At 41.4% G+C, this 20773-nt stretch carries 19 protein-coding genes and 1 pseudogene; 11 read left to right on the plus strand and 9 right to left on the minus strand.

Annotated features, from left to right (window positions below):
- Window positions 1-89: 89 nt before the first annotated feature.
- From pstC to blp2, 5 genes are all read left to right on the plus strand, one after another.
- On the plus strand, window positions 90-1469 hold the full coding sequence (gene pstC, locus NQU59_RS08625) for a phosphate ABC transporter permease subunit PstC (protein WP_257065930.1): 1380 nt from the start codon (window positions 90-92) through the stop codon (window positions 1467-1469).
- Entirely contained in the window at window positions 1466-2860 is a 1395-nt protein-coding gene (gene pstA / locus NQU59_RS08630) for a phosphate ABC transporter permease PstA (protein WP_257065932.1), read from the plus strand. Before pstC ends, pstA begins: the two co-directional genes overlap by 4 nt.
- A gap of 14 nt (window positions 2861-2874) precedes the next feature.
- Complete coding sequence (gene pstB, locus NQU59_RS08635) at window positions 2875-3789, plus strand: phosphate ABC transporter ATP-binding protein PstB (protein WP_005243335.1); 915 nt, start codon at window positions 2875-2877, stop codon at window positions 3787-3789.
- Window positions 3790-3934: 145 nt separating this feature from the next.
- On the plus strand, window positions 3935-4897 hold the full coding sequence (sohB, locus tag NQU59_RS08640) for a protease SohB (protein WP_005243333.1): 963 nt from the start codon (window positions 3935-3937) through the stop codon (window positions 4895-4897).
- 240 nt (window positions 4898-5137) lie between these two features.
- On the plus strand, window positions 5138-7270 hold the full coding sequence (blp2, locus tag NQU59_RS08645) for an Ig-like repeat protein Blp2 (protein WP_005243332.1): 2133 nt from the start codon (window positions 5138-5140) through the stop codon (window positions 7268-7270).
- 20 nt (window positions 7271-7290) lie between these two features.
- On the opposite strand, the gene NQU59_RS08650 is transcribed toward blp2, so the two are convergent.
- Both NQU59_RS08650 and NQU59_RS08655 read right to left on the minus strand, forming a co-directional pair.
- Window positions 7291-7929: a DUF2238 domain-containing protein gene (locus NQU59_RS08650; RefSeq protein WP_005243330.1), complete on the minus strand. Its 639-nt coding sequence runs from the start codon at window positions 7927-7929 to the stop codon at window positions 7291-7293.
- 41 nt (window positions 7930-7970) lie between these two features.
- Window positions 7971-8321, minus strand: a complete 351-nt coding sequence (locus tag NQU59_RS08655) for a hypothetical protein (protein WP_005243328.1) — start codon at window positions 8319-8321, stop codon at window positions 7971-7973.
- 222 nt (window positions 8322-8543) lie between these two features.
- Between NQU59_RS08655 and NQU59_RS08660 the strand changes: the two genes are divergently transcribed.
- Window positions 8544-8948 (plus strand): hypothetical protein, encoded by a 405-nt coding sequence (locus NQU59_RS08660; RefSeq protein ID WP_005243322.1) that lies wholly within the window; start codon window positions 8544-8546, stop codon window positions 8946-8948.
- Here NQU59_RS08660 and rsmD read toward each other — a convergent pair.
- A complete protein-coding gene (gene rsmD / locus NQU59_RS08665; RefSeq protein ID WP_005243320.1) occupies window positions 8945-9493 on the minus strand; it encodes a 16S rRNA (guanine(966)-N(2))-methyltransferase RsmD in 549 nt (182 codons plus the stop codon). The genes NQU59_RS08660 and rsmD overlap by 4 nt on opposite strands.
- On the minus strand, window positions 9493-11529 hold the full coding sequence (gene mrdA / locus NQU59_RS08670; protein ID WP_005243319.1) for a penicillin-binding protein 2: 2037 nt from the start codon (window positions 11527-11529) through the stop codon (window positions 9493-9495). Before mrdA ends, rsmD begins: the two co-directional genes overlap by 1 nt.
- Window positions 11530-11769: 240 nt before the next feature.
- On the opposite strand from mrdA, the gene NQU59_RS08675 reads away from it, so the two are divergent.
- The 4 genes from NQU59_RS08675 (at window position 11770) to NQU59_RS08690 (ending at window position 14645) form a co-directional block, all read left to right on the plus strand.
- Entirely contained in the window at window positions 11770-12288 is a 519-nt protein-coding gene (locus NQU59_RS08675) for a hypothetical protein (RefSeq protein WP_005243317.1), read from the plus strand.
- A 61-nt stretch (window positions 12289-12349) separates the two neighbouring features.
- On the plus strand, window positions 12350-13663 hold the full coding sequence (locus tag NQU59_RS08680) for a membrane protein (RefSeq protein ID WP_004652140.1): 1314 nt from the start codon (window positions 12350-12352) through the stop codon (window positions 13661-13663).
- An 83-nt stretch (window positions 13664-13746) separates the two neighbouring features.
- Complete coding sequence (gene adk / locus NQU59_RS08685; RefSeq protein ID WP_004652141.1) at window positions 13747-14400, plus strand: adenylate kinase; 654 nt, start codon at window positions 13747-13749, stop codon at window positions 14398-14400.
- A 62-nt stretch (window positions 14401-14462) separates the two neighbouring features.
- Window positions 14463-14645, plus strand: a complete 183-nt coding sequence (locus tag NQU59_RS08690; RefSeq protein WP_005243315.1) for a hypothetical protein — start codon at window positions 14463-14465, stop codon at window positions 14643-14645.
- Here the strand turns inward: NQU59_RS08690 and nth are convergent.
- Both nth and NQU59_RS08700 read right to left on the minus strand, forming a co-directional pair.
- Window positions 14642-15328: an endonuclease III gene (gene nth / locus NQU59_RS08695; RefSeq protein ID WP_005243314.1), complete on the minus strand. Its 687-nt coding sequence runs from the start codon at window positions 15326-15328 to the stop codon at window positions 14642-14644. The genes NQU59_RS08690 and nth overlap by 4 nt on opposite strands.
- On the minus strand, window positions 15329-16126 hold the full coding sequence (locus tag NQU59_RS08700) for an RnfABCDGE type electron transport complex subunit B (protein ID WP_005243313.1): 798 nt from the start codon (window positions 16124-16126) through the stop codon (window positions 15329-15331).
- A 386-nt stretch (window positions 16127-16512) separates the two neighbouring features.
- Between NQU59_RS08700 and gdhA the strand changes: the two genes are divergently transcribed.
- Complete coding sequence (gene gdhA, locus NQU59_RS08705; RefSeq protein WP_016651708.1) at window positions 16513-17859, plus strand: NADP-specific glutamate dehydrogenase; 1347 nt, start codon at window positions 16513-16515, stop codon at window positions 17857-17859.
- 87 nt (window positions 17860-17946) lie between these two features.
- On the opposite strand, the pseudogene NQU59_RS08710 reads toward gdhA, so the two are convergent.
- The 3 genes and pseudogenes from NQU59_RS08710 to rlmH all read right to left on the minus strand — a co-directional run bounded on the left by NQU59_RS08710 (window position 17947) and on the right by rlmH (window position 20589).
- Window positions 17947-19046: pseudogene (locus tag NQU59_RS08710) on the minus strand (META domain-containing protein).
- Window positions 19047-19236: 190 nt separating this feature from the next.
- The gene (locus NQU59_RS08715) at window positions 19237-20010 is read right to left on the minus strand and encodes a DODA-type extradiol aromatic ring-opening family dioxygenase (RefSeq protein WP_005243310.1); all 774 of its coding nucleotides are present in this window, start codon (window positions 20008-20010) and stop codon (window positions 19237-19239) included.
- A gap of 99 nt (window positions 20011-20109) precedes the next feature.
- The gene (rlmH, locus tag NQU59_RS08720) at window positions 20110-20589 is read right to left on the minus strand and encodes a 23S rRNA (pseudouridine(1915)-N(3))-methyltransferase RlmH (RefSeq protein WP_005243309.1); all 480 of its coding nucleotides are present in this window, start codon (window positions 20587-20589) and stop codon (window positions 20110-20112) included.
- Between the last annotated feature and the right edge of the window lie 184 nt (window positions 20590-20773).

Below are 20773 nucleotides of genomic sequence, written 5' to 3' on the forward strand. Positions count from 1 at the left end.
AGGGAGGCTGGTGAGACTTAGGTTCATCAGCCTTTTTGTCTAGCTAAGTTTTTTCAAATCATGAAAATTGAGAAAACAGTGGAGATTACATGAATCTGCTACTTATCGGTGTGTTATTAGCCCTTGTGGCCATTGCATATCAAATCGGGCTGAGCAAAAGCCGTAACCTAGCAGGTAAGGGAAATAACTCAGCAGCACTACATTCTCGCCCTGGTTATTATGGGACATTGGTTGCTTTGTGGTGTGGTGTTCCTGCTTTTTTAATTTTGATCATTTGGAACTTGGTAGAACCGAGCGTTTTACAACATATTATTTTCAATAATATCCCAGCTTCTGTAAGTTCGACTCTGGATGGTGCAGGGCGCGATGTCTTGACCAGTCGAGTAAAGGCAATTGCATCTGGTTTTGGGGTGACTGACCAGCCTGTAGCTTATGAGATTGTAGCAGCACAACAACTGGCAAAATTTCAAACGATTGGTTCTTTTGCAAAGATCGCAGTGGTGATCAGTGCAGCTCTTGCAGGTTTGGTCTGGGCAAAACGTCATGTGAGCCAGCAATTCCGTGCACGTAATCAAGTTGAAAAAGCCATTAATGTCGGCTTAATCCTGTGTTCTGGTGTTGCGATTTTGACAACGATCGGAATCGTTTTATCAATGTTGAATGAAGCTTTGCATTTTTTCCGTTTTGTTAGTCCATTTGATTTCTTTTTCGGGACTGAATGGAATCCAGGTTTCAGTACATCAGGCAATGCAGAAGGCAGTTATGGCATTTTACCCTTAATTTGGGGCACCTTGATGGTGAGTGGTATAGCCTTACTTGTGGCCGTGCCGATTGGCTTAATGATTGCAATCTACTTGGCTGAATATGCATCATCAAGTTTACGTTCTTGGGCTAAACCTGCGATTGAAGTGTTGGCGGGTATTCCAACTATCGTCTATGGTGTATTTGCACTGATGATTATTGGTCCATTCTTCAAAATGTTGGGGGAGCATGTTGGATTACATATTAATGCAACCAGTGCACTCACCGCAGGTTTTGTGATGGGGATTATGATTATCCCGTTTGTCTCATCACTGTCTGACGACATTATTACGCAAGTTCCTCGTGCGTTACGTGATGGTTCACTGGGCTTAGGGGCAACAAAATCAGAAACGATTCGTCAGGTAGTTTTACCTGCCGCATTACCCGGGATTGTTGGCGCATTTTTATTAGCGGCATCCCGTGCAATCGGTGAAACCATGATTGTGGTACTCGCTGCCGGAAATAGCCCATTACTACACGTTAATCCATTAGAAGCAGTTTCTACGGTTACAGTGACGATTGTGAACCAGTTAACTGGCGATACTGATTTTGCCAGCCCACAAGCACTGGTGGCATTTGCCCTTGGTCTGACGTTGTTTGTCATCACGTTGGGTTTAAACATTATTGCACTGTACATCGTGCGTAAATATCGTGAGCAATACGAATGAGTTCATCAAATACAACTTCTCTGGATCCGAATAGCTTAGATCCACAAGTGGCTGCTGAACAACGTGAACAGCGCAAAAGAAAAATTCAAAGCTCTTTAGCCAAGCGTCATCGCCGTGAAAAAACATTTCGTTTTGCGGGTTTCTCCGCAGTTGTGATTGGTCTAGCCTTTGTTGCTTTACTCTTCAGTAGTATTTTAAGTAAAGGTTTACCTGCCTTTTGGCAAAACAGTATTACGGTACCTATCTATTTTGACCCAGCCATTATCAATGCTGGTGCAAAACCAAAACCAATGCCAGGTGAAACACCTGCACATTTCGAAGAGCGTTTTGTGGCTTGGCAAACTGAGATGGGGATGGTGGACTGGGATGCTTTAATCGTCAATGGCATGGTTGCGAAAGATAAAACTTTAGAATCTCAGCGCGATTATTTGGGAAGTTTATATACCAGTTCTGAGGCCTATCGTTTACGTGATATGGTATTGAAAAATCCAGCTTTAGTTGGCAGTAAGCAAGAGATCAAATTCTTGGCTGATGCCAATGTGGATGTTTGGTTAGCAGGCAATATTGATCGTTCATTGCCAGATGATCAGCAGCAACTTGAACCTGAGGTACGTCAACTCGCAGATAAATTGAAAGCAGAAGGAATCATCAAGAGTACTTTTAATACCAATTTATTTGTCAGTCCAGACTCACGAAGTTCGCCAGCAACAAGTGGTTTGGCTGGTGCTTTCATGGGTTCGTTATTCATGATGCTCATTGTTATTGCTATTTCGATTCCAATTGGTGTTGCGAGTGCAATCTATCTTGAAGAATTTGCACCCAAGAATATGATGACCGATATCATTGAAGTTAACATTAACAACTTGGCTGCGGTTCCTTCCATTGTATTTGGTTTGTTAGGTGCTGCCATCTTTATTGGCTGGATGCATTTACCGCTATCTGCACCATTGGTGGGGGGGCTGGTGCTTAGCTTAATGACCTTGCCTACTGTGATTATTACCACACGCGCCTCATTAAAAGCCGTACCGCCATCGATTCGTCAAGCCGCACTTGGTCTTGGGGCATCAAAAGTACAAACCATTTTCCATCATGTCTTGCCACTAGCATTGCCAGGTATTTTAACTGGGGCAATTATTGGTGTAGCTCAAGCTTTGGGTGAAACAGCACCATTACTGTTAATTGGGATGAGTGCATTTGTTGCCAATATCCCTGCCACACCGCTGGATCAAGCAACGGCCTTACCTGTACAAATTTATTTATGGCAAGGTAATGAATTGCGTAACTTCTTTGAAGGACGTACCGCAGCAGCGATTATTGTATTACTTGCACTCATGATTGGTTTAAACGGCCTTGCTATTTGGCTCCGTAAGAAATTTGAAGTGCGTTGGTAATAGAGGAGAGTACAATGAATACGATTGATATTATGAACGCCGTAGAAAAGGATAAATCAGTGAATCCACAGCAAACAGAATTTACTTCACCTGAAGGGCAAGTTCAGCAATCGAACACGGCATTTGTTTCTCAGTTCGAAACGGCTGCTTCGAATAAAAAGCCAAAAACCAGTGAAGTGAAAATCAGTACCAAAGATGTTCATGTTTACTATGGTGATTCTGAAGCGATTAAAGGGATTGACCTAGATGTCTACCAAAATGAAGTGATTGCTTTCATTGGTCCATCAGGTTGTGGCAAATCGACATTCTTGCGTACCTTGAATCGTATGAATGACACTATTGATAGCTGTCGCGTGACGGGTAAGGTCACTTTAGATAATCAAGATATCTATGATCCAAACCTTGATGTGGTGTTGCTGCGTGCTCAAGTGGGCATGGTGTTCCAAAAGCCCAACCCATTTCCAAAGTCTATTTTTGACAATGTTGCTTATGGCCCTAAATTGCATGGCCTAGCACGTGATAAATATGATTTAGAAGAAATCGTGGAAAATAGCTTGCGTAAAGCAGGCTTATGGGATGAGGTTAAAGATCGTTTAAGCCAGCCAGGTACAGGTTTGTCAGGTGGTCAGCAACAGCGGTTATGTATTGCGCGTACCATTGCCGTGAGCCCGGAAGTGATCTTGATGGATGAACCATGTTCGGCACTTGATCCAATTGCAACAGCAAAAATTGAAGAGTTGATTTCTGAGTTGTCAGAACAATTTACGATTGCAATTGTAACGCACTCAATGCAACAAGCGGCGCGTGTCTCTGACCGTACTGCTTATTTCCATTTGGGTGACTTGATTGAAGTGAACTCGACTGAAAAAGTATTTACTCAACCAGATCATCAGTTAACCGAAGCTTATATTACAGGGCGTTTTGGTTAATCTGGATCAGATCAATCAAAGGGCCTGCGGGCCCTTTTTTGTTATAGCGATGAAAATGAGTCTATTTTGCAAAATCGCTATTGAATTTTTATTGAGCAGGCCACATCTTAGGTAAATAATGCCGAACTTATAGAGCACATACTTTATGTTATTCCATTTACCTAAATTTCCTGCTGAAATACGTATTAGTCATTTAAATGCGCGTGTGAATGAACAAAGAAAAAAAATTGCGCAAACTACAGCATCTCGTCTGGAGTTATTACAGCTGGTTCAACAATTAGCGAAAGAAGCGAAAGTTCGTAAAAAGAATGATCAAAAAATTTATGTCCTCGATTTTAAGGGCGATGTACAGGCTTCCGCTGTTGATACCATTCGTGAAGAAATTACTTTGATTTTGGCAACTGCGAAAGCAGGGCATGACCGTGTTGTGGTTCGTCTGGAAAGCCCAGGCGGTATGGTGCATGGCTATGGTCTGGCTGCAGCTCAGTTGGTGCGCTTACGTGACGCAGGGTTCCATGTCACGATTTGTGTAGATAAAGTGGCGGCAAGTGGCGGTTATATGATGGCATGTATCGCCAATGAAATCATTTCTGCGCCTTTCGCAGTTGTTGGGTCGATTGGTGTGGTTGCACAAGTACCAAACTTCAATCGTTTGCTCAAGCAGCATAATGTCGATTTTGAACTTTACACGGCTGGTGAGTATAAACGTACTGTGACCATGTTCGGTGAAAATACCCCAGAAGGTAAAGCGAAGTTTGAAGAAGAGTTACAGCAGACACATTCACTATTTAAACACTTCGTTGAAAAATATCGTCCGCAGTTGGACGTTGCAAAAGTGGCAACGGGTGAACACTGGTATGGTGAGGATGCACGTGAGTTGAATTTGGTGGACAAACTGCAAACCTCTGATGAGTATTTATTAAGCTTGCTTGGCAAGCATGATATTTATGTAATTAATACGCGTAAACGTCCAACTTTGGGTGAAAAACTAGGTTTACAGGCGGCTCAAATGGCTGAGAACTTGATTCCTGCTGTCATGGGTAAAATTACAGATAGCTTAGCTAAAGCCAACAGTACACTGGTACAAATGCGTGATCCAAAATTCTAATTCGAATTTGCTAAAAAACCAGTCCTATCGGGCTGGTTTTTTTATTTAGTCAGAATCAATTTCTGTATATTTTATGCTTGGGATTTGAATGTTTGGTGAATTAAACAAACATGACAAAACTTTTGATCGAAGAGATTGTGGCAATTCAGATCATTTGATATTTTAACTGCAAGATGAATTACTTAATTATTCATTAATCTAAAAAGTACTTAAAAATATAATTGATAAGTGAGCATAATAATGACAAGAGTCGTTGTTTTTTCAAAGAAAAACTCGAATGTTTTACAGGATGCGCAATTGCAAAAAGTGCTATTAGACCAGCCCTCAATTGTGCAAATTGGTGTAAATCAGGGTGATATTAAATCAATTGTCAAACAGGGTAATGATCTTGTTATTACGCTAAAAAGTGGTGAGAAAATCATCGTCAGTGATTTTTATAACGAAGCCAATCTCACAGAGCACAGTTTGGCCCTTTCTAAAGGTGATGGGACTTATGCTGTTGCGGAGTTCGATGATTCAGGAAAGTTTGTGCGTTATTCAACGATGACACAAGCGACTCAGCTTCAACATACAGCGATGACGACACAAGCTGCATCTGCTTCGGCTGCTGCTGATGAATCGGGGATTAGTAAATCACAGTTGCTCAAAGTTGGTCTGGCAGCCTTAGCCGCTGAAGGTGTGTATCTATGGGCTGTAAAAGATGATGATGCAGGCAAGAACAAAAGTACGCAACCAATTGACATTACACCACCAGTTACCCCAACTGCAAACTTAGGTGCAGATACTCAAACGATTACAGGTAAAACAGAAGCCCAAGCAAAAATTGTAATTAGAGACGCTGTAGGTAAAGTAATTGCAACTGGCCAAGCCGATGCAGAAGGAAACTATAGTGTCAAATTGGATCAGCCTTTGGTCAATGGTGGAAAGGTGAGTGTGACTGCTGTCGATAATGCAGGCAATGTCTCGAAAGCAACTGTGGTAACAGGCAATAAAGATACCATTGCACCCGACGCACCAACAGCACAACTCAATGCAGACGGTACCATTGTCACAGGTAAGGCAGAAGCAAATGCCAAAGTATCCATTTATGATGCTGACGGTAAACTCCTTGGCTCTGTCACCGCAAATAAAGAAGGTTTATATTCAATCAATGTGTCACCAGCATTAACAAGTGAAAAAGGCGGAACCGTTATTGCTGAAGATGCTGCCGGAAACAAGTCCAAACCTTCTCAGGTCTTTGCTGGAAAAGATACTGTAGCACCAGACCAACCGCTAGTTGAGGTTAATAAAGAAGGGAACTCTATTCAGGGGCGGACAGAAGCCAATGGCAAAATACAAATTAAAAATGCAGATGGACAAATTATCGGTAGTGGAACGGCAGATGCCCAAGGCAAATTTCAGATTACACTTTCACCTGCCTTAACGACGGATCAAAAAGCGTCTCTTGTTGTAGAGGATGCTGCGGGCAATCAGTCTAAGCCACTTGAAATAACAGCCGGAAAAGATACCATTGCCCCTGATAAAGCTGTTGCTGAAATCAATGCGGCTGGGGATACTGTGACTGGAACGGCAGAAGCAAACAGTAAGATTGAAATTAGAAGTGCTGATGGTAAAACATTGTATGGTTCAGGTACGGTGGGAGCAGACGGAAAGTTTACGATTACGTTATCATCGGCGCTAACCGATAAAAATATCGGTAAAATTTACATCATAGACGCTGCCGGCAATCGTTCTGATGCGACTGATGTTATTGGAACAAAAGACACGATTGCACCGAATAAACCCATACTACAAACGGTGACAGATGACGTTGGCCCAGTAAAAGGCCCGATTGTTGCTGGTGGTGATACCGATGATACAAAGCCAACCTTATCAGGCATAGGTGAAGCAAAGGCGCTACTGACGGTCTATGATAATGGTCAGCCAATTGGAACTGTAACGGTTGGAGATAATGGCAAATGGAGCTTTAATGTTAATCAGGATTTAAGTTTAGGGACACATAAAATTACTTTAACATTGACTGATGCTGCGGGAAATATAAGTGAAGTCAGTGATGCATTTAGTTTTAATGTGGTGGCACCCGTTGCTAAAGCATCTTTGGCAGATACGGTTGATCTGAATTCGCTTCACGGTAATCTGCCAGAGACTGCAGTGATGAATACTGAAAAAGCGAATTTGAATGAGTTATTACCTTCTTCAGTTCAAACATCAAATCAGTTGGATAGCGTTTTGGATCAACTGCTTAGCAACCACAATGTGACGCCTGTAACAACAAATACAAGTAATTCTGCTTTGGTTCATTCTGATTATGCACAAACCGTCAAGGTGGATCCGCTGGATCAACTGGCCGTGCTGCAACATTCCATTATTTAACAGATGTCCTATAGAAACGCTTATTTTTGAATAAGCGTTTTATCTTTGAGTAGCTGGATGCTACCCATCAAGATTGCCCCGATGGTTGCAAGCAACATATCTTTATGTGCATCCCAAATATCGCCTTGTTGACCATTATAATTTTCAGCATCTTCAGGGGACAAACTGATTGCTATCCACCATTCGATCAATTCATAAAACATGCTGGATGCCATGACAAATTGAATAACAAGTAAAAATAGGGTCAATGATTTGGCTGAAGGTAACCAGACTTGAAAGCCACGGTAAAAGAAAGGGTAGAGCAGAAGTCCATACGCAAAATGAACCAGCCGATCATACATGTTGCGTGACCAACCCATACTTTTATTCAAGTCAAAATCAAAAATCTGTCCAATCCAGTCATTATACGGGACATAAGAATATAAGTAGTGCGCGCCCAAAATATGGATCAGAAGAAAGCCGAGGTAGAGACAAAAACAATAAAAGCTGAGACCAATCTTTTTCATCGCGATGATGAGTATGATCAGCATCAAAACGGTACCGGCTTGATGGAGTAAATAGGCTTCAAACTCAAGAGGCTGAATACTTGCAATCGCAACCGCCAGAAGTACAGTTACAAGTGCAAGATAATGTTTTAACCCCAGTTGTTTTTCGATCATGCTGTATCCTAAGTTACAGTCAGGCAAATTATTTATAGTGCTTACTCTGTTGCCATTACAGTGACGTTTTCCTTATTTGTAGAGACGCCACCGAGTGCCTGACATGCTTGTTTATAAAGTTGATATTTTTGTTTTACAACCTCATCGAGTGGAATGTCAAAAAGATCTTCACCATTTTTATATTGTTCGATATAAGACGCCGCTTTTTCCTTGTTGACAGCCAATGATTGCTGATAAAAATTTGAGATAGATGAGTTTGCTAACTCACTAGATTCAATATTATTACATTGAAAACTCTGTAGGACTTTTTCTGCACGTTTTACCTCGTTTGATTTTCCAAACAGACAACCGGTTAAGCCCACAGTGACAATGAGCAAGTACAAAAGTTTCATGATCGATCAAGTGAAATTTTAAAGGGGCTATTATTGTATATATGATGAATTTTATAAATTAATTATTTATGTCTGACACGATAAAATTTTGATGCTCAGTCATTTGATCTAAGCAAAATTTCAATCGGTTCAAGATGTAAAGATAAAAAATAGATTTAATTGATTGATACAAAATAATTTTTAGCGTTATGCTAGATAAGCGCCGTTAGCAATATCTGGATTATGCAACTGAAGTACATTTTTTTATTTGCTCTATTGAGCAGCCTCACGACTTGGTCTTATGCAGATGGCTACAATTTTTTTGCAGAGGATCATGATGATACCGAAGAAATGTTTGATTCAGCTTATCCTCAGATGAAAACAGAATATTCCGTTTTGCATAACCAGTTTTTTCAAAATGAACGTTGGCGAGTCTATAACTATACTGCGTATCAAACCAATCATTTTAACCATAAGATGTTGACGGGTGATACCAGCAGTCTTTCTCTGGATGATTTCTCGATTTCAGTGGGCTATGGAATGATGTATCAACTGAATCAGACCAACCGGATAGGCTATGAATATTTGTCCAGTTTTCCTTTTGATCGTGGACAACTGATCCGGTTTTTCTGGTTACGGATTTTTTAACTGATTTTTTGATACAAACCCGCTCTGACGATCCCCGCTTTGGTTTCTTTGATTTTGTGCCATGTTGCGGGCAAGTTGAGTTGCGCTAGGTCGCGATCAGCCTCGACATAAATCAAGGCTTTATCACTAATCAATGGATTGCTAAGTTCAGCAAGCTCTTGCCATAAATCAAGGTCATAAGGTGGATCAAGAAACACGACATCAAAGTTATTTTTTAACTTGTTTAATGCCAACTGTGCTGTTGTGACCAGCAACTGGCAATTTTCTGCTTTTAACAGTTGAATATTATCTTTTAAAAAGCGTGCTTGGGCTGGATTGGGCTCAATCATAACGACTTTTGCTGCGCCGCGAGAGAGTGCCTCAAAGCCGAGTGCACCCGAACCGCTACACAGATCTAAAACCTGTGCATTTTGAATATCCCACATGAGCCAGTTGAATAATGTTTCACGGACACGGTCTGGTGTTGGGCGTAAACCTTCAATACTCGCAAAAGGGAGGCTACGACGTTTCCATTCACCACCAATAATACGCAATTGATTTTTCATTATTCAGTGATTCCATCCGCGGGTTGAGGCATATTATTCGCAGCAGGGCTAGAGGCCGCCGCAGATACAGACGTTACAGGGCTTGATGCAGCCTGTGTATTTTGTTCAGTCGTTGCAATACTGCCACTTGGTAGTTCGCCAGGTTTAATTCCCGCCGTCATTAACCCCCCACTGACTTGATGGCCTGCAGGGCGAAGTGGGTTCTTTTTACGTGTTACTAACCAGTAGTCAAATATTGGACGTGCCAGTTGGGCGGCTGAACCACCATGCTTACCATTTTCCCATACCACGGCAATCGCGATTTCTGGGTTATCAGCGGGAGCAAAGCCAACAAATAAACCATGGTCCCATTGTCGAGAAGACAGCGCAGCTTCGTTATAGCGTTTCCCTTGGGCAATACTTTTAACCTGTGCGGTCCCTGTTTTACCTGCAATTGAATATTGTAATCCGCCTTTGATACCACGACCTGTACCCGATTGAATTACATCGACCATAGCTTCATGCATATTGATCCAGTCTTGTTCTGTACCATTGAAGTTAATTTTGCCATCAGGTGCATTGTGGACGTTAAATTTTTTGGCGCCTTTGGTTTCTCTGAGTACATGTGGTGTGACATGTGAACCTTTATTGGCGGTAATAGCAGTTGCCATTGCCAGTTGTAGAGGCGTGGAGGTAAAGGCGCCTTGCCCGATACTGACGGAGATGGTTTCACCTTTTAGCCATTTGGATTTGCGTGTTCGCATTTTCCACTCTGGGCTTGGATAGAGACCTGTGCTTTCACTTGGCAAGTCGACGCCTGTTTTTTCACCGAAACCAAATTGACGCATCCAGTCATTCATTTTTTCAATGCCCATCCGATAAGACAGGACATAGAAATAGGTATCACAAGAAACGATCTGAGCTTTATGCATGTTCACTGAACCATGACCTGTCTTCTTATGGTCACGGAAACGATGGCTATCACCTGGCAGTGAGAAATAACCTGGATCGGAAATTGCAGTGCTCCAATCGACTAGCCCATAATGAATCCCCCCTAAACCAAACATCGGTTTAATGGTTGAACCTGGTGGATAAGCACCTTGAACCGCACGGTTATAAAGGGGCTGGTCGAGGTTGTCACGGAGGCCACTATAGTCTTTAGAGCTAATTCCCGTCACGAAGAGGTTCGGATTGAAACTTGGACTAGAGACGAGAGCCAGAATTTCACCTGTGCGTGGGTCCATTGCTACAATTGCGCCACGACGGTCAGCCAATTGTTTTGCCGCAATGGTTTGCAGACCATAATCAAGTGATAAATACAGATCATTACCACGCGCTGGATTTTGACGGCCTAAATTACGCAAGACATTGCCGTGTGCATCGGCTTCGACCGATTCATAGCCTGGCGTCCCATGCAACAAGTCTTCATAACTTTTTTCGACCCCGATTTTACCAATCAGGTTGGTGCCCGCATATAAGTCCTTATCAATCGATTTCAGTTCTTTATCATTGATACGACCCACATAACCAATCACATGTGCAAACAGTTCACCATGTGGATAGTAACGCGTCATTTGGGTTTCGATCTTGACTCCAGGAAAGGCATATTTGACTTCACTGAATTTGGCAATATCCGCTTCCGTTAAATTTAGCTTAATTGCAAGACGTTCTGTTTTGCGAGCGGTTTTGACACGGCTTTTAAAACGATCAACATCATCCTGAGTTAAACCTAAAACTGGAATTAAACGGTTAATGGTTTCATCAATATCTGCTACATCGGCACGGCTAAGTGTTGCTGTGAACACTGGGTAGTTATCGGCAAGTAATACGCCATTACGATCGTAGATATAACCACGTGCCGGTGCCAGAGGCTGTAAACGAATCCGGTTTTTATCTGAGGCGGTTGTAAAATCATCGTAATGAACAATCTGTAAATATGCATAACGACAGATGAGCAAAAGTAGAAAAATCGCCACCAGAAAGATTGCAAAAAAGATACGACCCTTATAAATGCGCTTTTCTTGTTGCATATTTTTTAAAGGAAAGTGCTGTTTCATAGGGTGTCGACTTAATTACAAAAATGGAGAGAGGAACAAGGCTACGCATTTTAACGTAAGTTGCATGATGATACTGTAGAATTTTCAACAAATCATGCAAATGATGCTGCGACAGTTTTTGACTTTGCAGACATGAAAATTGTATGGTCTTGTATATTAGAAGCAAAATAATTCTGTTAAAGTCACAAACTATTCGAAATAGGATTTTCCAATACACTCTTAGGGAAAATGGAGAAAATAATGAGAAAAATTTGCCTTTTATTATCGGTTTTAACACTTACAGGCTTAGCCCATGCTGACGAAAATCCGTTTAAGCCTGAGCCTAAATTAAAAGATGCAAACGTTTCAACATGGAATGTGGGTGCTGGTTTTACCAAAAAGTTATTACATGCCAACCTTGAATGGGTAAATCCTTATGGTATTGCTTATGCCAAAGCAGGCGCATTTTTAAATGATGACAATGAGCCTGGTGCGCAAGTTGGCTTCCGCTATCCATACTATTTAACGGGAACAGATAAAAATGGCTATTATCTGGGCGTCTATGCGGGACATCTCGACAGTAAGAACTACGGCGGTAAGCAAAAGGGCAATTTAGGTGTGGGTGCTGATATTGCTTATGTTTGGTTGAATAGTGAACGTATTAGTACATTCAGTGTGGGCGCAGGGGTACGAGAAAAAATAGAAGACGGCAATGGCAATACGGTGAAAAAATCCGAGCCTGTCCTTCAGTTTTCTTATACCTTAAGTTTTGGTTTATAAGAGGAAATTAACGTTCATCCTTTTATAGGCCATCATGTATCAATAATTCAGAGAGTCATGCATGTTTGATTACGTCAATGAATTGTGGCAGATTTTCCTAAATCGACCTGACCATCTGGCAGTCTTGAGTATCATCCCTGTGACCGCCTTTGTAACATGGGCGCACGTGTGGATGGCATTGAAAATGGTATTTTACCCAATCAACTTTTGGGGATTCCATTTAGGACCATTACCTGTAGGTTGGCAAGGGATTGTGCCACGGAAAGCTGGACGTATTTCAGGCATTATTACCGATAATACTTTATCTAAACTGGGTTCCTTGCGTGAATTTTTAGAAGCCATGGACCCAGAAGATATGGCAATGATTATTGGTGAACAAGTTGGTTTTGAACTTGAGCATCTGATTGATGAGGTGATGATTGATCGCAATGCGGTGCTCTGGGAAAACCTGCCTTATTCAATTAAACGCCGTATCTATGCACAAGCCCATAAACAATTACCAAATACCTTAAGAGAACTAGTGACTGAGCTGACCATGAACGTTGAGTCACTGGTGGATATGCGTGAAATGGTGGTCAGCCAAATGGAAGGTGACCGCCGTTTAATGGTGCGAATGTTTCTGAAAGTGGGTCAGAAAGAGATCAATTTTATTTGGCATATCAGCGCTTTAATCGGGATGTTCTTTGGTATTTTTCAAATGATCGTGTGGTTTGTGGTGCCTTGGCACTGGACCGTTCCGTTCTGGGCTGCCATTTGGGGCTTTTTAACCAACTGGATTGCCATCTGGATGGTATTTAACCCGATTGAACCACACTATATCCGCTACCCGCAGATTTTCCGCTTGACTAAAGATCGTAAATTTCCTTGGATTGTGCCTGTCTTGAAGATTGGTACTTATAATGTTCAAGGTGCCTTTATGAAGCGTCAGGAGGAGGTTTCAGATGTGTTTGCCAGTGTCGTGACTGAAGATTTAATTACTTTAAAGTCAATCATGACAGAAATGATGTACGGCAGTAAAAAAGATAAAACTCGCCGTATTGTCAAGCGTCATATCAATGAAATTATGGAAACTCCATTGGTCAGAACCTCATTGCAGCTATCATTAGGGCCAAGAGAGTATGCTAGACTCAAGACCGACTTGATTGATCGCTCAATTGAAATTACCATGGGACCAGTATGTGACCCAGCTCTGAATGCAAGTCGCGCGCAGAAGATCTTTCAAATGTTTAGAGACCGCATCCGTGAACTAACACCGAAAGAGTTCCAGAACCTATTGCGTCCTGCGTTCCAAGAAGATGAGTGGATCTTGATTGTACTGGGTGGAGTAACTGGTTTCTTTGCTGGTTTAATTCACTTATTTGTTGCTTTCTTATAATTAATTTGATGTTGGTTGAGTGATAAGTCTGTATGATATTGCTCAATTTAAGATTTATTGTTTTTAAATGAGGATGTTCTTTTATGCGCATTATTTTACTCGGACCACCTGGGGCAGGCAAAGGTACTCAAGCTCAGTTGATCTGTAAGCGCTACAATATCCCACAAATTTCAACCGGTGATATGCTCCGTGCTGCAATTCGTGAAGGTACTGAACTTGGCTTAAAAGCGAAAAGCGTCATGGAGTCAGGTGGTTTAGTCTCTGATGAGCTGATTATTGGCTTGGTTAAAGAACGTATTGCTCAGCCTGATTGTGAAAATGGTTGTATCTTTGACGGTTTCCCGCGTACGATTCCACAAGCTGAGGCATTAGAAACAGCTGGAATTAGTATTGATCACGTGATTGAGATTGCTGTACCTGACGAAGAGATTGTGCAACGTCTTTCTGGTCGTCGTCAGCACCCAGCTTCTGGCCGTGTTTATCACATCGTTTACAATCCACCAAAAGTGGAAGGTAAAGATGACGAAACAGGTGAAGACCTTGTTCAACGTCCGGATGACCAAGAAGAAACGATTCGTAAGCGTCTGGGGTCTTACCACAGTGAAACTGAGCAATTGGTTGGCTTCTATCAAGGCCGTGCTGCTTCTGGTGAAAATGCGCCGACGTATGACAAGTTAGATGGTTTACGTCCAATTGAAAATGTTCAAGCTGATTTATTTGCAATCTTAGATAAATAATTTAAGCTATTGATTTTTAAAAGAGCTCTTAACGTAGGGCTCTTTTTATTTGGAGAAAACCCGTGCTCAAAGTTGTTCTGATCTTAGTGGTTATCCTGAGTTTTGTATTACTCTTATTTTTGTTATATCAAAGCCAAAAAATGCTGCGTCATGTACAACAGCAGCAAGCTTTAGAAAATAAGAAAAATGGCAAAACCCGCCAGTTGCATCCAAAACTGCAACAGCAAAAAAAACCTCAGGATTAACTGAGGTTTTTTATTGCAATGGTTTTATTGGCGCCAAACTCAAATCGATCAGGCCAATTGCAAACATCGGAAACGATACATTCGCCACATTTGGGTTTACGTGCAATACAACAATAACGTCCATGCAAGATCAGCCAGTGATGTGCATCAATGATAAATTCTTTCGGAATCACTTTAATCAAGCGATCTTCGACTTCTAAAACATTTTTTCCAACCGCGAGTCCGGTACGGTTGCCTACACGGAAAATATGGGTATCAACGGCCATGGTCGGTTGACCAAAGGCAGTATTAAGCACGACGTTTGCTGTTTTACGTCCCACGCCTGGTAGGGCTTCCAGCTCTTTGCGTGTTTCTGGGATTTGTCCTTGATATTGATCGACCAGGATCTGACAGGTTTTAATCACATTTTCGGCTTTGGAGTTATATAAGCCAATGGTCTTGATATATTGTTTTAGCCCATCGACCCCAAGATTCAATATAGCCTGAGCGGTATTGGCAACAGGATAGAGTTTATCCGTTGCTTTATTGACACTAACATCGGTTGCTTGGGCAGACAGCAACACAGCGATCAGTAACTCAAAAGGAGAGGAATAGTTCAGCTCAGTCTGTGGATGAGGTCGTTGTTCACGCAAACGTTCAAAAAAAGTCTGAATCTGCTTTTTGGTCATATTTTTTACGGGCATTTAGATGTCCTGCAATTCATTTAAACGTTGTTGTAAAGCAAGCAATTGTGCTTGCTTTGACTCATCGGCACGAACACTGAGCTGCTTTTCCAGTTTTTTAACTTGGGTGCGTAGTTTAGCCAGTTCAATGGTTGTTTTTGCATCCAACGTCGTGCTTTCTTTGGGTTTCTCCGTCAGGGTAATCACAGGAACATTGTTCAATGCTTGAGAGAACTGAGCAAAGAATTCAACATCAATTTCTGCACGAACAATTGGCCCTTTACGGCTGAGACGGCGTGCTTCTTCGCGTTGGATATGGGCGTAATAACGCTGTCTTAAATCATCCTGTTCAGCTGTACGTTGGTCTGTGGTTGGTAATGGCTTGGTATCTGCAACCAGATCAATACAATCCACAGGACAAGGTGGAATACATAATTCACAACCAGTACACAGGTCAGTCAAAATGCTGTGCATTAATTTGCCGCTACCAATAATCGCATCGACAGGACAGGCACTAATACATTTGGTACAGCCAATGCATTCATCTTCACGAATGACTGCCTTGATCCGTTGTGGTCGACCATCAGCTTGAATATCCCAAACACTCGGTTCAGCTGTTAGGGGAGCACGTTTTAATAACGCTGCGAGTGCATCTGCAACGGGCTGTCCACCAGGCACACATTTATTTGCTTCTTCACCTTCAGCAATTGATTTTGCATAAGGTAAACAGCCGTCACGATGTCCACATAAACCACATTGTGTCTGTGGTAAAAGCTGGTCAATTTGGACAATAAGTGCGTGTTGTGCAGAAGGTGACATGTATCAAGAATGAAGCAAAAAAATAGGGAGCTTAGTATAGCAAATAATGCTTTAGCACGGCGACGCAATCTCAAATATCAAAATGAAAAATAGAAAAAATGGAATGCTTAACAATGGTGCTAATAGTGAAAATTTTTGGTGCATTTTTATGTATAAATGGAGTTTCTTGAGAGGTGGGATGAAAATATTGGTATTTTTTAAACTAAATTTACTTATATTTATTATATAAATAACGAACATTTTCTGATTCAAGTTTATGATTTTAATTGATAAAAAAGTTAAATGTAAAAAAATATTGTGATGAAATAGTAATCTGTATTTAATAGGGACAGAATCCTGTTTTGGTGCATTTTTCGCACCAAGATAATTCATGCACTCGGGGGTGAATGTTGAAATACAATAGCTTAAATGACTTTCTGGATTATGTTAAAGCGAGAGATCCTTATCAGCCTGAATTTTTACAGGCGGTTGAAGAGGTCATGACCAGCTTGTGGCCATTTATTGAGAAGAACCCTAAATATGCTCAGTATGGTTTGTTAGAGCGATTGGTTGAACCTGAGCGGGTGATTCAATTCCGCGTGTCATGGATGGATGATCAAGGCAAGACTCATGTCAATCGTGGTTTTCGTGTGCAATACAATTCAGCGATTGGACCATATAAAGGCGGGATGCGTTTCCATCCTTCTGTTAATTTATCTATTTTAAAGTTTTTAGGTTTTGAGCAAACCTTTAAAAATTCACTAACAACTTTACCTATGGGCGGTGGCAAAGGAGGGGCAGATTTTGACCCTAAAGGCAAATCTGAAGCTGAGATTATGCGTTTTTGCCAAGCCTTGATGCTTGAGTTATATCGACATCTAGGTTCGAATACAGATATCCCGGCAGGAGATATTGGCGTCGGTGGCCGTGAAGTCGGCTATATGACAGGCATGATGAAGAAACTCAGCAACGACACCTCATGCGTATTCACAGGCAAAGGGATTTCATTTGGGGGGTCATTGGCACGACCAGAAGCGACAGGCTATGGCACAGTATATTTTGCAGAGGAAATGCTGAAAACCCGTGGTGAGAGCTTTGCCAATAAAACAGTATCGATTTCAGGTTCAGGCAACGTTGCACAGTATGCTGCTGAAAAGGCGATGTTCTTAGGGGCTAAAGTCATTACGCTATCGGATTCAAATGGCACGGTTTATTTAAAAAATGGCTTTACGAAAGCGTTGCTGGAAGAAGTCATGGATCTGAAAAATATCCAACGTGGTCGTATTTCCGAATTTGCTTCGAAACATGGTTTTGAATATTTTGAAGGAAAAACACCGTGGCATATTCCTGCTGATATCGCGTTACCTTGTGCAACTCAAAATGAGTTGGGTGCTGAGGATGCTCTAACTTTATTGGCAAATGGTGTTATCTGTGTTGCAGAGGGTGCCAATATGCCATCAACGCTTGCTGCCGTTGAAAAATTTATTGCAGCAAAGATTTTGTATGCGCCAGGGAAAGCCTCGAATGCGGGTGGTGTTGCAACCTCGGGTCTGGAAATGTCGCAAAATGCGAATCGTTTGGGCTGGTCATTTGAACAGGTCGACGAACGCTTGCATGCGATTATGAAAGAGATTCACCGCAACTGTGTCAAATATGGGACTCAGCAAGATGGTACGATCAACTATGTCGATGGTGCGAATATTGCGGGTTTTGTAAAAGTTGCCGATGCCATTCTCGCGCAGGGAATTTATTAAAAATCTCTCTCAATCCTTCTTTATTAAAGAGGGATTGCCATAAAAAATCCGATGACAAAGCATCGGATTTTTATATATACGATTAAATTATGGTTTTTTCACAATTTCTTGTTCAACAACCATATCGAGTACGTCTGCAATACTTGATTGGTCAGCAGCAGGGTTTTTAATGTCAAAACGTTTAACACGTACAATCACACGTTGTTGTGGATTGTGCTCAAAACCTTCGATTTGACCGTAATACAATGACCAGTTTTTGTCTGCGTAAGTTTTTAAACCTTTGTCATCATATTTAATTTCACGAACTTGCATACAGGTTTGTGGTGCAACACCTGTGCATGATTTAGTTTCTGGTGAAATTTCGAGGAAAACTGTTTTACCTTCAGACTGGTATTTTGCTTCAGGTGTCATTTTACCTACAAAAGTATATTTTTGACCTTTGGCATCAGCAATCACTAAGGTTGGTTGCTCTGGATTCGCTGCATTGACTTCAAACGCGATTTGACGTTTTTGTAGAAGCTCACCTGCAAATTGTTCTTGCTTCATCAATGCTGGCTCACATGCCATTAATGTAGATGCGCCATCACCTGTAACGATCAAACCATTTTCAACTTTCCATGATGTGTTGAGACGGTTACAACCTGTGTTTACAGATAAACGATCATTGTCCAAGAAGCTTAATACGATTGGGCGTTTAGTATCAGCAGGTTGATATGACCATGTGTAGTTGGTTAATACATTGCTATTTGCCACTTTTGCACCTGTAAATACATGTTTTTGACCTTTGCTATCTGTTACAGTCAAAATAGCTTGACCATTCACTGTGCTGATTTCAAATGGTACTTTTTTCTCACTAAAGATGTCAGCAGATAAACGTTCTTGCTGCATTAAATCATCAGCACAAGCCATCATGGTAGATACAAGTGGAGAGGTTACAATTTTATTGCCTTCAATTTTCCAAGTACCACCTTGGTTATTACAACCTGTTTGGATTGCAAGTTGTTGATCAGCATTAAATCCAAAGGTTTTGATGCTTTAGAACCTTGATAAGTCCAGTTATATTCAACTAAGTTTTTTGCAGCAGTTGTATTAATTTGAGAAATTACATTATCAGTCACATTTTGCACAGTTTGGCACGCCATTAACGAAAGCGGAAGTAATGCAAGAACTAAATATTTGATTTTCATATTCAAAACAACGATAAGTAAATAACAGACATAAGCTTAAAGTATTCTTAAAAAGAGAACATGGTATCCGTTTAGGAGTTAAGTTCGTTAAATGTTTCTATTTGTAAAATTTTGGAAAATATAGAAGATTTATAGGCTTGCTGCTATTTGGTTCAAGCCTATTTTGTAATTTTGTGATGTAGTTGGTTATTTAGTCAAAACGATAAATGTCCATTCCCAATGAACCCATCGAGAAGCTACTATGCACAATATTGAAACGATGACCCGTACCCATTGCAAAGAATAGTGGTGCAAGATGCTCAAGGCTTGGGTGATTACGCTCAATATAAGGCAATGATGGCCAATTCAGTACAGCATCAAAATCTTGGTGACTAAGTTTACTGACGACAGTATTGCGAAACGTACTGGCCCATGTGGGTACATCGGCATCAGCATGCCATGATAACTCAGCTAGATTGTGCGTGATGCTGCCTGAACCAATCAACAGAATTTGTCGTGCTCGTAAAGGTGAAAGCACTTCTCCAATACGGTAGATATCATCAGCACTCATATAAAGAGGCAGTGAAATTTCAATCACGGGAATATCCGCATTTGGATACATGTGTAAAAGCGGCATCCAAACGCCGTGATCTCGTGGACGAGTACTATTTGCATGAGCTGGAATACCCGCTTCGGCAAATAAAGCTAATATTTCTTCTGCCAGTTTGGGTGCACCCGCTGCAGGATAGCGGATATTGTAGAGCTCAGGTGGGAAGCCGCGGAAGTCATGCCAGGTTTCTGGGCGTGTTGAGGTATTGACTTCTAAAGCTTGGCTTTCCCAATGTGCTGACATGACGATAATTGCTTGAGGCTTGGGTAAGTTGCTACTCAGGCGATACAGTGCAGGACCCACTTGTTCGGGATCAAGTGCTAGCATGGGCGAACCATGAGAAATAAATAATCCGGGTAAAGTCTGCAAGTCCATAAATAAACACCTGAAAGGGAATATATGATTATCCTGACAAATTCTGTACAGCAATGATATCCCTTAAAATTCAACATATTGTTCTAAAATCAGAACAGTTTAAGCCCGATGATAAGGGTGGTTATGATTGATACTCATGGCACGATAAAGCTGTTCAATGAGAAGAATTCGAACCATTGGATGTGGCATGGTGAGTTTTGACAGTGACCAATGCCAAGCTGCAGTTTTACGGACAGCTTCGGAATGACCATCAGGTCCACCAATCGCAAGCGCAATATCGTTGCCTTCGAGCATCCATTGCTTCATCGTGTCAGCTAGTTTTTCTGTACTCAGTTCGCGACCACCCACCTCTAAAGCGATCAAAGTCTCATTGGGCTTAAGTGCATTTAAAATGCTGTCACCCTCAATTTGGCAATATTTTAAAATATCGGCTGCAGAGTCATTTTTCCCACGCTTTGCCATTGGGAGCTCAATGACTTGCGTTTGCACGAAGGGTTGAATACGTTTGAAATAGTCTTCAAACCCAGTTAACACCCAAGCCGGCATTTTTTGACCAATGGTGAGAATGCGAATTTTCATAAGCGCGTTTGATTAAAGAAATGACAGCTATTATAACGCTGTTACTGGTTTATGGCGGAAGGGCGTGGTTTATCTAGTCATAAATAATACAAAAGACTCAAATAAATGACTCATAAAAAACGCAGCTCAAAATGCGTATGAGCTGCGATCAAAGTGTCATCCGTCTGGAGTTCGGATGACGCTA

This window comes from Acinetobacter colistiniresistens, from assembly GCF_024582815.1.
Classification (GTDB): domain Bacteria; phylum Pseudomonadota; class Gammaproteobacteria; order Pseudomonadales; family Moraxellaceae; genus Acinetobacter.

Excerpts from the sequence above, each read along its gene's own strand:
- NQU59_RS08700 (WP_005243313.1), bottom strand. The coding sequence starts at position 16,126 with ATGTCACCTTCTGCACAACACGCACTTATTGTCCAAATTGACCAGCTT.
- NQU59_RS08675 (WP_005243317.1), top strand. The coding sequence starts at position 11,770 with ATGAGAAAAATTTGCCTTTTATTATCGGTTTTAACACTTACAGGCTTA.
- NQU59_RS08680 (WP_004652140.1), top strand. The coding sequence starts at position 12,350 with ATGTTTGATTACGTCAATGAATTGTGGCAGATTTTCCTAAATCGACCT.
- adk (WP_004652141.1), top strand. The coding sequence starts at position 13,747 with ATGCGCATTATTTTACTCGGACCACCTGGGGCAGGCAAAGGTACTCAA.
- NQU59_RS08715 (WP_005243310.1), bottom strand. The coding sequence starts at position 20,010 with ATGGACTTGCAGACTTTACCCGGATTATTTATTTCTCATGGTTCGCCC.
- NQU59_RS08660 (WP_005243322.1), top strand. The coding sequence starts at position 8,544 with ATGCAACTGAAGTACATTTTTTTATTTGCTCTATTGAGCAGCCTCACG.
- pstC (WP_257065930.1), top strand. The coding sequence starts at position 90 with ATGAATCTGCTACTTATCGGTGTGTTATTAGCCCTTGTGGCCATTGCA.
- NQU59_RS08650 (WP_005243330.1), bottom strand. The coding sequence starts at position 7,929 with ATGATCGAAAAACAACTGGGGTTAAAACATTATCTTGCACTTGTAACT.
- NQU59_RS08655 (WP_005243328.1), bottom strand. The coding sequence starts at position 8,321 with ATGAAACTTTTGTACTTGCTCATTGTCACTGTGGGCTTAACCGGTTGT.
- pstA (WP_257065932.1), top strand. The coding sequence starts at position 1,466 with ATGAGTTCATCAAATACAACTTCTCTGGATCCGAATAGCTTAGATCCA.
- gdhA (WP_016651708.1), top strand. The coding sequence starts at position 16,513 with ATGTTGAAATACAATAGCTTAAATGACTTTCTGGATTATGTTAAAGCG.
- rsmD (WP_005243320.1), bottom strand. The coding sequence starts at position 9,493 with ATGAAAAATCAATTGCGTATTATTGGTGGTGAATGGAAACGTCGTAGC.
- pstB (WP_005243335.1), top strand. The coding sequence starts at position 2,875 with ATGAATACGATTGATATTATGAACGCCGTAGAAAAGGATAAATCAGTG.
- rlmH (WP_005243309.1), bottom strand. The coding sequence starts at position 20,589 with ATGAAAATTCGCATTCTCACCATTGGTCAAAAAATGCCGGCTTGGGTG.
- sohB (WP_005243333.1), top strand. The coding sequence starts at position 3,935 with ATGTTATTCCATTTACCTAAATTTCCTGCTGAAATACGTATTAGTCAT.
- nth (WP_005243314.1), bottom strand. The coding sequence starts at position 15,328 with ATGCCCGTAAAAAATATGACCAAAAAGCAGATTCAGACTTTTTTTGAA.
- mrdA (WP_005243319.1), bottom strand. The coding sequence starts at position 11,529 with ATGAAACAGCACTTTCCTTTAAAAAATATGCAACAAGAAAAGCGCATT.
- blp2 (WP_005243332.1), top strand. The coding sequence starts at position 5,138 with ATGACAAGAGTCGTTGTTTTTTCAAAGAAAAACTCGAATGTTTTACAG.